This is a genomic window from Enterococcus sp. 3H8_DIV0648 (assembly GCF_002140655.1).
Classification (GTDB): domain Bacteria; phylum Bacillota; class Bacilli; order Lactobacillales; family Enterococcaceae; genus Enterococcus_A; species Enterococcus_A hulanensis.
On the sequence record NZ_NGLG01000002.1, the window covers coordinates 1,222,515 to 1,233,613 of the forward strand.

The window sequence follows — 11,099 nt, forward strand, 5'->3', positions numbered from 1 at the left end:
TGTCTATTTTTATTATATTGTTAAAGCTAATCAAAATCATATCCAAGCCATAAAAGCAGCCCTCCGAACATCGACTTTGTCTAATGAGGAGTTGGCCGAAAAAACGAATATATCTCCTAAAAAAATAGATATTTTACGCGAAGATCCTAATTATACCGAAAGCGAACTGAATAAACTTTCAGAAGTGTTAGGTGTGGAGGATCAGAACAAGAAGTTGCGCAAGAAAATAATACTCGCGTTAGTAGGTGTTTTTGGATTATTTCTTATCGTCTATTTTTTGTTTGGAGACAATAAATAGCTTGAAAGAGCGATTTTACGGGGAAATCAAAAAATCCATTTATTCTACTTGTACGCGGAGCAAGTCTATAGCAATTAAAATAGGAGACTAGTACTTTATGGATAAAACAGAAAAACATTCTTTTCGCCAAATAGCTGTGAACACTTTAAAAACAATTGGATTACTTTATTGGGCAACACGTCCAATCGTCGGGAGTATGAATTTAATTGGATTGGATTACAATTTCTAATGTCCTACGATGAAAAAATGCTGGCTTCTTTAGCATTTATTGCATTCATTATTTTCTCGATTAGTTGGATATGGAACTATTATAAAAAACATACAAATCATGTCAGTCAAAAAGTCGGAATAAAGGATTTTGGGATTGCCTTTGGATTGTTTATTTTAATGAAAATAATCGCGGTGGCTGGGACATTGTTAAACGCGCTTGTTACGGGGAACGCAATGACATCAAATGATGCAGCGCTGCAATCTAGCAATCCTTTAGCGATCTTTCCTTTGTTTTTGATTCTTTTTAACCTGACTATGGGTATCTTTACGCCAATTTTAGAAGAACTAACTTTTCGCGGAATTTTCATAGAAATGTGGTTCAAACCGGAACGAAAATGGCTGCCGGCTTTTATTACTTCCGCCATTTTTTTCTTTGGCACATGGGTTTGATAACGTGATTACCTTTTCGATGTATTTCGCTATGGGTCTGACTCTCTATTTTGCCTATGATCGAAGGAAGAACATCAAAGATTCCATTCTGGTACACGTATTAATCAACGGGTTTATTATGATGATTTCGTTTATTTCATACTTGATCTTGTATTTTAGTTGATCCCAAAAGAATAATCAGTAACTTTAACACCTGCATCATAAAGGTTGCAGGTGTATTTTTAATGAAAAATAGGAATACCTATTCAGATTATGGATCAAAGCTAGACAAGTTTTGTATACACTCCACCTACTTAGGGCGAGCTCCCCAGCAACAGACCTTTTATTTTATTCAACAGCCGTTTACCGTTGCTTGTTTTTTGATCCTGTTCTTCAGACGACGGCTCTGTTGGCTTTTCTACTTTGCGCAAAGGAACATTCGAGTCAGGCAAATCAGCGAATGGTTCAGGATATACTGTTGGATTTGCTTCGGCGGCAGTATTAATTGGTGCTAAAGTTGACTCTACATTTATGTTAGGTAATTGCTCTAATGCCCGAGGGCAAACCAAATCAATATATTTCTCGTACTTAGGTTTTGTGGCAGTAGGGCCTTCAATTGGTTCTGCTACAATAGTTGGTTCAACAGCTTCGACAGGGTGCTCCTTGTCAAACTGGATATACTTAGTGGTTTCGACGTATTTGCAGGTATCGACCTCGTCGTAGGTCTTCACACCGTCTTCCTCCTCAAAAATATCAAGGGTGGTCAATAGCTGCATGGCTTCGCGGATTTCTTCCGCTGATTTTTCGACGGTTGGATTTTTGATGATCAGATTTTTCTTCTTGCCGTTGCTTTTCTTAAATGTTGAGACTAATTTTTTGGTTTTGATGGTTTTAACAGCGTACATTTTCTTCATTCCCTTCTTATGATTATTCAACCTGCGCTTCTTGAGCGCCAAATAAATTACTGATTGAAAAGCGGCTTCGCACAGCGTGGATCGCTTTTTCGGCGTATTGGCGAACAGGAAAAACGCGTAGATTCAAGTATTTCCATTCCTTTGAAGTGAAATAATGTTTGAAATAGAAAAAGAATTTTTTGATGATCTTAGTCACTTTTCGTTGGGAGAATAAATGTTGGACAAGCTCTTTTAAAATTAAATGAAACTCGCTGTCTCCCAGACGTTCGCGAACTTGCAGCGCGACTAAATATTGCACGGTGCTGTCGGTATCTTTGGAAAGGTTGTAAAAATCGTAAATTCGTTTTTCCAAGGTCTTTTTCTTTAAACTAAAGAGTTTTTTGGCTGAAAATGTTTGTTCGTTCATAATTAATACCTCCATAATTGTTTTTGGTTCCGATCGGTGACTAAAGAGTAGCAGAATTACTAAAAATCCACGATGTCCAAAATCGAAGTGAGCTGTCCAATTTCGAAGTTTTAGACCTTAGAAACGTTGAGTTACCGTTTTAGAGGCCGGTGATTGAACATTTTTGGCTGTGATTGGACTTTGACTTGACAAGGGCAAAAGGAGTAAAATAAAAAGTTTGTCATTTATCGGACAATGAAGAAGAATAAAGTATGGCTGTCTATTGTTTGCAATAGACAGCTTTTGCGATTTTCAATTGATTATTTCTTTATACGCTAGTCTCAACAAACAACAAGATTCCCAAATGTTTAACTTTAAGTCACAACATGGTATAATAATGTCGAAAGTTTGGAATTTAGGTGAAACATATGAAGAGGCTAGTGGAACGATCTGAATATTTAAATTTTTTGAAAAGACATCAGGACAAGCCATTAATCAAGGTTGTTTCAGGGGTGAGACGTGCGGGGAAATCCACGTTGTTTCAGCTTTTTCGAGATTACTTGATAGAAACAGGTGTGTCTGATGAGGCGATCATCAGTATTAACTTTGAGGATATGGCGTATGATTCTTTGAGAGATGCGCGCTCTTTATACGATTATTTAATAAAGAAAATAGCAGCCAAGAAAAAGGTCTATATATTTTTAGATGAGATCCAGCATGTTGAGAATTTTGAACGTGTTGTTGACTCCCTGTTCATTAAAGAAAATGTTGATTTGTATATTACGGGCTCCAATGCTTATTTTTTAAGCGGGGAAATCGCAACATTGCTGTCTGGCAGATATGTTGAGTTGAAAATGCTGCCGCTATCTTTTTCAGAATTTGTGGAATGGAAAAAGCAAAATGAAGACGATCAGCCCAATGCCCAGCATTTTAATGAGTATCTAAAAAGTTCGATGCCCTACACGCTGTTTACGGAAACGGATCAAGAAGCTTTAGAATATCTGCAGGGATTGTATTCTACGGTCGTTTTGAATGATATTGTTGCAAGGTTGAATGTTTCTGACGTTAGAGTGTTGGAGCGTTTGATCGAGACACTTTTCAGCAGTGTTGGGAGTCTGGTTACGGTGAATAAAATCAAAAATACGTTGGTTTCTAAAGGAACGTCAATTTCCAATAAAACGGTAGAGAAATATTTGCAGGGGATTTTGGATAGTTTGATTCTCTATGAGGCTAAGCGTTATGATGTACATGGGCGTAAACTGCTGGACACACAATCGAAGTATTATGTTGTAGACAGTGGGTTGAGGAGATTGATCTTGCGGGATCATCATCAGGATTTTGGTCATGTCTTGGAAAATATCGTGTATCTAGAATTGCGACGCCGTGGGAATAAAGTCTATGTTGGTAAGGTTGATCGGTATGAAGTTGATTTTGTAGCCATCAATGAAAAACAAGAGGTGTCCTATTATCAAGTAGCTCTGACCACTTTAGATGAAGCTGTCCTAAAAAGAGAATTGCGATCACTTCAAGCAATCAAGGATTCTTATCCTAAATACCTGCTGACCCTAGATGAGTATAATAAAGAAGCGAACTTTAATGGAATCAAGAAAATGAATGTGTTGGATTGGCTGCTGAGTGTGGATTCCTAGCCTTGCGCGAATTTTTTATCTGTCAATTGACCTTTTTGAGATCAAAAAAGATCTTGAAAAGGTTTTTTGTGTTTAGAAAAGTACAATCAAGAGTAGCCTTTTCCCATTCAAACCTTTCAAATAACTGGTTATCAAACAAAAAATCAGTCGCAAAAGAGATTGTTCTTTTTTTGCGACTGATTAAACTAATCAGAAAATGAAAATGGGGTGTTTTGAAACAGCATCCAGTGGATACCGAAGCGGGCGCTGTCTTCAAAATCCTCAACAAATTGCAAATTTAATTTATTTTTTTGCTGAGGGAAGATCGTGTCTGCTGCGACTCTTTCCAGTATTGTGCTTTGATCGAGGCCATCAACGTAAAGGACAAAGTTTTTAGGCGCGAAGGCAGCATTGTAAAATCCGAGGATATCAATCAAGCATTCCAGCATTTCCTGTTGATTTTGCGGGGCGCCGTTACGGATTAAAGAGGGCAGGTATTTAGCCTCGCCGGCAAGGGCATTGTTCCCCTCGATCAAATCGTTGTTGGCAATCAAAGTGATGCCGGGCATACTGTTTTTCGGCAAAAAAATGCCGACGATTGCTTGGTTCAAACTAATTTTGTTTTGAATACAGTGTCCGATTGTAAGCAGGTGGGCATCATTTTGGATCGCCACCGGCACGGAAGTAAGCTCAGAAAAAATCTTTGCGAAATTCCATTGATTAAAAACATCGTGCAAGCTGGATACTGCGACGCCCTTTGAAATTTTGCCGGGAAACAGGATTCCTATTTTATAGATGTCTTCATAAGAAGCGATCTGTTCCTTCATGATTGCCTGAAAGCCTGCCTCTGTCACATCTGAAAAAAAGATTTTCTTTGTCTCTAGGACGCGGCCTCTCACGTCAACATAATAGGAGTAGACATAAAGCTGCGCATCAATAGCACGGATCGAAACAAAGAGCGAGTTGAGTATCTGCGTATTTAATGAGTACTCGACAGCAGGTCGGCCAATTTCCTTTTGGATCAGCTTGCCTTCTAATACCTTGTTGTCTTTGACTAAATCCTTCAGCAGCGAATTAATGGTGACCATGCTTATTCCTGTCAGTTTGACCAGATCAGCGGCCAAGAGCCGTTCGTTTTTAAAAAATTGCCGCATGACAAGCGCTAGATTTTGCTCTCTGATAATGTTTCGATTTTTCGCCATGGTATACACCTCAATTTAATGAACTTATTTAATTAAGTATAGTATGCGAAATTTTGAAAGTAAACAGAAAAGAGTGAAGACTCGCGGAATGTGATCAAAGAGAAAACCATGAAAATTGGTGACGGCTTAAACGATATTGAGCGGATCCAGTCTGGAAAAAACGTTTAATTTAAAAAAGTTTTTTATAGAATATAGTGACCACAGCAGTCTTTTAAAAACACTCGAGAAGAGTTTAACGCTCCATTGATTCGGCTATTTAAGGCATGGGTAAAGGGCAGCCTGTAAATGTAGTTGCCCTTTTAAAAACACTTAGTAAATGAACTTAATTAAAGGTATTAAAAAATGCCGTATAGATGTGGTAAAATCCTGTATTTGGATTGTAACCGTTCTCTTGTACGATAGCAGTAACAAATGGAAGGAGCGAAATTTTGTAGGGAGTTTGGGGAAAATAGAACGCGTCAAACAGAAGGTGACTTCGAACAGGAAAAGGACAACACGGCATCTTCGCAGGTTCACAAAAAAATAAGGGGGCAACATATTATGAAAAAGGCACTGATTATCTGTGCTGCAGGGATGTCTTCTTCAGTCATCGCCAGAAAGACAACCGCACATTTAAAAGAGCAAGGCAACGATATTGAGGTAAACGCCACTTCGCAAAGTCAAGGCGCGACGGCCATCGCTAAAGATGAGTACGATCTCTATCTGGTTAGTCCGCAAACAAAAATGTATTTTAATACTTTAGAAACCGCTGCCAAAAAGCAAAATAAGCCAATCGTGAACATTCCGCCGCAAGCATATGTACCAATTCCAATGGGGATCGAGAAGTTGTCAAAAGTAATCACTGACCATATTTAGTTTAATCAAAGGGCTGAGGAAAATGTTGAGTAAAAAGGAAACATTGATTTTAAAACTTTTATATGAGAATAAGCATCGGTACTTAACGAGTCAAGAGGTTGCCAGCGGGATCAGTGTGTCTAACCGGACAGCGCGAAAATACCTGCATTCACTTAATGAACAGCTTGAACAAATTCGGATGGGGAATATCAATGCGAAGCCTGGACACGGGTATCAGCTGAAGCTTTATGACGGTGAAGCTTTCGAAAGCTTTTATTTGTCAGAGCTGAAAAACAAAAAAATTACGCAGGATAGCTGCATCGTTCAGGAATCGAAGGACCGGCAGTATACGATTTTGAAGCATCTATTTTTTGACCAAGGCCCCGTGTATGTCGATCATATAGCAGAAGAACTATTTGTTTCCCGCTCAACGGTTTCCAACGAACTGGTTGAGATAAAAAAGCAGCTCAAGCCCTACAATATTGTCCTTAAGCACAAAAGCAATAAAGGAATATACTTAGTCGGCAAAGAACAGAGTATTCGTCATTTCATTATGAACTACTTTTTTGTGAGTCGGCTGCACGATAATTTGTATACCTTTTCAATCTATGGACACCTGTTGGAAGGCATCAATATCGAGGAGATCGTTATTATCGTGTTGGATGAATGCCGCGAAAATAAGCTGCGGCTGTCAGATTTTATCATTTACAACTTGGTGCTGCACATTGGCTTAGCGGTCAAACGAATCAAGTCAGGCTTCAAAATGGACAGCTCCGTGATAGTGGATATTACGCCAGATTTACCGGAATATCAGACCGCTCGAGCGATCATTCAGCGGATCGAAGCGAGCCAAGGCATCGTTGTTCCGACAGAAGAGGCACATTTTATTGCGCTGCACCTGTTAAGTAAGACCAGTTCGGCCAATGTTTTTAAAAAGACCGAATACAAGGAAAGCGAGATTCGGCAGCAGCTTTTAGCGGTGCTGAGCGAGATCGATCAGTCGACAGGATACAAGCTGCATAAGGATTCGATCCTGATCGAAGGTCTCATGCTGCATTTCATCCCTTTATTACGCCGCTTACAGGAAAAGCGAACCAACGAAAATCCTTTGATGGCTGATATAAAGCAGCAGTATCAAGACATTTATGAAATGACCGTCAGCCATTTGAATAAAATGGCGATTTTCCAAACGTATCCAATGAACGAGAATGAGTGGGCGTATATCGCGATCCACTTCATTGCCGCAGTCGAACGGTTTTGCAACGAGCAAAAAGCGCATGTTTTAGTCATTTGCGCCACCGGCTTAGGCAGCTCTCAAATGCTGAAAAATCGTTTGGAAAGAGAGCTCGGTTCAAAGATCTATATTGAGAAGGTCATCAGCTACTATGAGATCGTTGACCAAGATTTGAGTGAGATCGATCTGATCATCTCTTCGATCAATGTCCCAACGATCCTTCTAGGTGTACCGATCGTTACCGTCAGTGTCTTGTTGAATGAACAGGATATCGAAAGCATCAATCAAGCCATTGCCGCGGACAAAATCACTAAAAAAATCGACAATCTGCAATTTCGCTGCAATCAAACAACCATCAACGATCGTTTTTCAGCCTTTGAACAATGTGTGTCAGAGGAGCTGTTCTTTGTAGCCAACGAGTACGCGGATAAAACGATGATCTTAACAGAAATGCTTCGGCGGATCGAGCAAAAGGAGGAAAGAGTGTTAAAAGAAACCTTTATGAAACAGATCAAGTTAAGAGAATCCTATAGCAGTGTCGCTTTTTCCAACTATTTAGCAGTGCCTCATCCGATCGAACCGCTGACAAATGCGGCACATGTCGCAATCGCGATCCAGCCAGAAGGCTTCTATTGGGATCAAGCGCACCCCAATATCCAATTAGTAGTGCTGCTGTCACCAGATAAATTCGGCCATTTAAACATGGATGTCATCAGTCAGGCGCTCGAACCCATCTTGGATAATAGAGAGTTCCAGCAAGCAATACTGAAATGCACAAGCTGTCAGTCTTTTATGGAAATATTAAAAAATGAAACGCTCAATGAACGAGTCGTATTGGAGGGATAAAGAATATGAATTCAGAAAAACTACAACAAATTGCTTTCGAACTTATTTTAAGCAGCGGAGATGCCCGGACACTAGTCCATGAAGCTTTTAAAAAGATGCGGGAAGATCAATTTAACGAAGCAGACGAAAAAATCAATGCAGCCAATGATTCTATTGTACAAGCTCATAAGGCGCAAACAGGTTTATTACAAAGCTACGCTAACGGTGACAAGATCGAAATGGAGATCCTCATGGTTCATGCGCAGGATCACCTGATGACTACGATAACTTTGAAAGAAGTCGCCGCTGAACTGCTGTTGATGTATCAAAAAAACTTTGAGCTCGTAAAATAGGGGATCGACTAAATGGAAAAAACGGCCTTTATGAAACAAAAACAAAAAGTCAGTAAAATCAATTTCTATTTCGGCCGATTTTTATTACTGAGGTACTTATTAGCGGCGTTTTTCTTCAGTAATATTTACTGGACGCTCATGCTCGTAATGGCCAAAAGCCTCTATTGTATAGTGCCGATCGGTTTGCTTGCGCTGAGTCTTTTCGGTATAGCAGAACATCTAAAGCTTTATGGCGATACTTCAAACACGAAGGACCAAGCATTAAAATATTCTCTTTTGTATCAGAAATGCCAGCTTTTTCTGAACGCAGGACTGATTCTGGCAACGGCATTTGATTCAAGCTACAAGAGTCTATTTCCTTTTCTATTGGCTAATTCTTTGGCAAAAGGTATTTTAATGCTCGTTCTTCTTACAGGAATCGTCTTATCATGGGTGGTGATCAGCCGAATTAATCGTATCCGCAAAAATCAGGACAAGTATTACGGCTATCTTCAGGAGTTTAATAAACTATCAGAAAATGAAAGTGAGTGAGGAAGAAACATGGATGGATCAAACAACAAACTATTTAACTTTTTGGAAAAACGCTTGATGGGACCAATGGGGAAATTGGCGACCTTCAAAATCGTTCGAGCGATTATGGGCGCTGGGATGGGGGCGATCCCCTTTACGATCGTCGGCTCGATGTTCTTGGTGTTCAATATTCTTCCCATGACATTTCCCTTTTTAGAAGGCATTTTTAATTCAACTTTTTTTAAATTCAGCGAGCTCTATATGTTGGCAAACAGCACAACCATGGGGATCTTGGCCTTATATTTCTGTGTTGGACTAGGGTATGAATATACGAAGATCATCGCAGAAGAAGAGGAGTTGAATATGGCGCCGATCACAGGTGCGTTATTATCAATGTTTGCTTTCTTCCTGTCGATTCCGCAATTAGTGATGGATGGCGGGAAAGTGATCCGAGTGACAAATTTAGATGATAGCATCATCAACGGCTGGGCGATCGGCGGCGATGGTGTCGCGCGTTTAGGGACGGTCGGAATCTTTACGGGCATCATCATGGCGGCGCTCGCAGTACAGCTTTATCGATTGTGTGTCGCTAGAAACTGGGTCATCAAAATGCCGGAGGAAGTTCCGGAAGGCGTATCGAGAGCATTTACTGCCTTAGTTCCAGCGTTTGTCGTCGCTTTTGTGATTTTGATCATCACAGGGCTTCTCGTCTTGTTGAACACGGACATTTTCCAATTGATCGCTGTACCGTTCGGCTTTGTAACCCAGTTAACCAGCAGCTGGTTAGGTGTTATGGTGATTTATTTCTTGGTCCATGCACTATGGCTAGTAGGTATTCACGGGGCGAATATCATTTTCTCTTTGATCACACCGATCACTTTAGGAAACTTAGCCTTGAATGCTGAAGGCGCGCACATTCCCTTAGCCGGAGAATTCAATAATGCCTTTGTCACGATCGGCGGCTCGGGTGCAACCTTGGGATTATGTTTCTTCCTTGTATACATGGCGAAATCCGAGCAGTTGAAGGTATTGGGGAAAGCCGCTTTGGTCCCATGTATTTTTAACATCAATGAACCGATGATCTTTGGTATTCCATTGATCTATAATCCATACTTAGCCATTCCATTTTTCTTGGCACCAATGGCTTCAGCGAGTATCGGTTATTTCGCGATCCGGCTTGAGTTGATTCGTCCGGTCATCGCCAATATGCCTTGGCCTTCACCAGTCGGACTCGGGGCTTTCATCAGTACCGGAGGAGATTGGAAGGCAGCGGTCGTTGCGATCCTCTGTGCAGGAGTATCGTTCCTGATCTATTTGCCATTTGCCCGATCATACGACCAACGCTTAGTCAAACAAGAGCATGAACAAGAACAAGGTCAAGAAGCCAAAATAGCTTAAGCAGCGTGTTGAACACGGCTGCGCTTAATTATCAGAGTTTTGACAAATAAACGGAAATTTTTAGTTTAAGAAATACAACAATTGTTTCTCGATACTGTGTATAAGGTCAAAAGTTGGGCGACTTCGCAAGCTTGGTATATGTGATTTACAAAATCTCTGACTGTTTGGCTCGTTCGTATAAATTACATTTTAAGATGAAGCAAAGCTCTATTTCATCAGTGTGCTGAATGATAAGATGAATCTTAATTTGAAAGTGTTCAGCTTGTTTTTATACGAAGGAGGTAAATCCATGATTGGCAGTATTGCAGGAATCTTTACTACATTTGCGTTTGTTCCGCAGGTCATTAAAATAGTAAAAACCAAAAATACCGAAGCCATTTCCTTACAAACCTGTCTGTTACAAGTGATCGGGGTCTTCCTATGGACGATCCATGGAATCATTCAGTCTGACATGGCGATCTTAGGTGCTAATGCGGTCACACTCTGTCTAACGACAACGATCTTAGTCTGTAAAATAGGGTCGAGAAAAGGTGAAGACGCAGAGCAGGAAGCATCTAAATAGAAAGAGAGTCCTTCATCGTTTAATGGGGAGGATAAAAACGCGTTAACCAGAGTCAACGGGTCAGAAATGAAAGTAACAAAAGCTGAAGAAAAGAATTGCTCAGTATATGGAACATATACGCAGGTTCAATCTGTTTCAGTCATTGTCGATGGATATGTTAATGGAAAAACGGACAGAAAGGTTTTGGAATTTTTTCAATAGAATAAAAAGTTACGACTGTTTATTGCTTTGCGATAGACAGTCGTTTTTTGTGGTTTTTCAGTTCGTTCCTAAAGGCTTATTAACAAAATATTTGTCAATTGTGCTATCAAAAACTC

12 protein-coding genes and 1 pseudogene are annotated in these 11,099 nt (G+C 40.1%); 10 read left to right on the forward strand and 3 right to left on the reverse strand.

Going from position 1 to position 11,099, the window contains the following annotated elements; genetic code table 11:
• The 3 genes and pseudogenes from A5875_RS23940 to A5875_RS24385 form a co-directional block, all read left to right on the forward strand.
• The coding region (locus tag A5875_RS23940; protein WP_176244781.1) for a hypothetical protein at positions 1-298 on the forward strand (298 nt) is incomplete at its 5' end.
• Positions 299-395: 97 nt separating this feature from the next.
• Positions 396-527, forward strand: a complete 132-nt coding sequence (locus A5875_RS24245; protein ID WP_254911923.1) for a hypothetical protein — start codon at positions 396-398, stop codon at positions 525-527.
• A 296-nt stretch (positions 528-823) separates the two neighbouring features.
• A pseudogene (locus tag A5875_RS24385) lies at positions 824-1,121 on the forward strand (CPBP family glutamic-type intramembrane protease).
• A 130-nt stretch (positions 1,122-1,251) separates the two neighbouring features.
• Here the strand turns inward: A5875_RS24385 and A5875_RS22065 are convergent.
• Together A5875_RS22065 and A5875_RS22070 are read right to left on the reverse strand one after the other, a co-directional pair.
• A complete protein-coding gene (locus A5875_RS22065) occupies positions 1,252-1,851 on the reverse strand; it encodes a DUF2922 domain-containing protein (protein ID WP_088935703.1) in 600 nt (199 codons plus the stop codon).
• Positions 1,852-1,864: 13 nt separating this feature from the next.
• Entirely contained in the window at positions 1,865-2,257 is a 393-nt protein-coding gene (locus A5875_RS22070) for a hypothetical protein (RefSeq protein ID WP_088935704.1), read from the reverse strand.
• Between the two features lie 407 nt (positions 2,258-2,664).
• On the opposite strand from A5875_RS22070, the gene A5875_RS22075 reads away from it, so the two are divergent.
• Positions 2,665-3,885, forward strand: coding sequence for an ATP-binding protein (locus A5875_RS22075; RefSeq protein WP_088935705.1), 1,221 nt, complete (start codon positions 2,665-2,667; stop codon positions 3,883-3,885).
• 185 nt (positions 3,886-4,070) lie between these two features.
• Here A5875_RS22075 and A5875_RS22080 read toward each other — a convergent pair whose 3' ends face one another.
• On the reverse strand, positions 4,071-5,066 hold the full coding sequence (locus A5875_RS22080; protein WP_088935706.1) for an ROK family protein: 996 nt from the start codon (positions 5,064-5,066) through the stop codon (positions 4,071-4,073).
• A gap of 540 nt (positions 5,067-5,606) precedes the next feature.
• Here A5875_RS22080 and A5875_RS22085 point away from each other — a divergent pair.
• The 6 genes from A5875_RS22085 (at position 5,607) to A5875_RS22110 (ending at position 10,782) form a co-directional block, all read left to right on the forward strand.
• The gene (locus A5875_RS22085; protein ID WP_088935707.1) at positions 5,607-5,921 is read left to right on the forward strand and encodes a PTS cellobiose transporter subunit IIB; all 315 of its coding nucleotides are present in this window, start codon (positions 5,607-5,609) and stop codon (positions 5,919-5,921) included.
• A 22-nt stretch (positions 5,922-5,943) separates the two neighbouring features.
• The gene (locus A5875_RS22090) at positions 5,944-7,980 is read left to right on the forward strand and encodes a BglG family transcription antiterminator (RefSeq protein WP_088935708.1); all 2,037 of its coding nucleotides are present in this window, start codon (positions 5,944-5,946) and stop codon (positions 7,978-7,980) included.
• Positions 7,981-7,985: 5 nt separating this feature from the next.
• Positions 7,986-8,312, forward strand: coding sequence for a PTS cellobiose transporter subunit IIA (locus A5875_RS22095; protein WP_088935709.1), 327 nt, complete (start codon positions 7,986-7,988; stop codon positions 8,310-8,312).
• A gap of 12 nt (positions 8,313-8,324) precedes the next feature.
• Positions 8,325-8,843 (forward strand): hypothetical protein, encoded by a 519-nt coding sequence (locus A5875_RS22100; protein WP_088935710.1) that lies wholly within the window; start codon positions 8,325-8,327, stop codon positions 8,841-8,843.
• A 9-nt stretch (positions 8,844-8,852) separates the two neighbouring features.
• A complete protein-coding gene (celB, locus tag A5875_RS22105) occupies positions 8,853-10,220 on the forward strand; it encodes a PTS cellobiose transporter subunit IIC (protein WP_088935711.1) in 1,368 nt (455 codons plus the stop codon).
• Positions 10,221-10,509: 289 nt separating this feature from the next.
• On the forward strand, positions 10,510-10,782 hold the full coding sequence (locus tag A5875_RS22110; RefSeq protein WP_088935712.1) for a SemiSWEET family sugar transporter: 273 nt from the start codon (positions 10,510-10,512) through the stop codon (positions 10,780-10,782).
• The last annotated feature ends 317 nt before the right edge of the window (positions 10,783-11,099 follow it).

What these genes read in the sequence shown, in the direction of transcription:
- celB (WP_088935711.1), top strand. Translation starts at nt 8,853, where the DNA reads ATGGATGGATCAAACAACAAACTATTTAACTTTTTGGAAAAACGCTTG.
- A5875_RS22090 (WP_088935708.1), top strand. Translation starts at nt 5,944, where the DNA reads ATGTTGAGTAAAAAGGAAACATTGATTTTAAAACTTTTATATGAGAAT.
- A5875_RS22095 (WP_088935709.1), top strand. Translation starts at nt 7,986, where the DNA reads ATGAATTCAGAAAAACTACAACAAATTGCTTTCGAACTTATTTTAAGC.
- A5875_RS22100 (WP_088935710.1), top strand. Translation starts at nt 8,325, where the DNA reads ATGGAAAAAACGGCCTTTATGAAACAAAAACAAAAAGTCAGTAAAATC.
- A5875_RS22080 (WP_088935706.1), bottom strand. Translation starts at nt 5,066, where the DNA reads ATGGCGAAAAATCGAAACATTATCAGAGAGCAAAATCTAGCGCTTGTC.
- A5875_RS22085 (WP_088935707.1), top strand. Translation starts at nt 5,607, where the DNA reads ATGAAAAAGGCACTGATTATCTGTGCTGCAGGGATGTCTTCTTCAGTC.
- A5875_RS22075 (WP_088935705.1), top strand. Translation starts at nt 2,665, where the DNA reads ATGAAGAGGCTAGTGGAACGATCTGAATATTTAAATTTTTTGAAAAGA.
- A5875_RS22065 (WP_088935703.1), bottom strand. Translation starts at nt 1,851, where the DNA reads ATGAAGAAAATGTACGCTGTTAAAACCATCAAAACCAAAAAATTAGTC.
- A5875_RS24245 (WP_254911923.1), top strand. Translation starts at nt 396, where the DNA reads ATGGATAAAACAGAAAAACATTCTTTTCGCCAAATAGCTGTGAACACT.
- A5875_RS22070 (WP_088935704.1), bottom strand. Translation starts at nt 2,257, where the DNA reads ATGAACGAACAAACATTTTCAGCCAAAAAACTCTTTAGTTTAAAGAAA.
- A5875_RS22110 (WP_088935712.1), top strand. Translation starts at nt 10,510, where the DNA reads ATGATTGGCAGTATTGCAGGAATCTTTACTACATTTGCGTTTGTTCCG.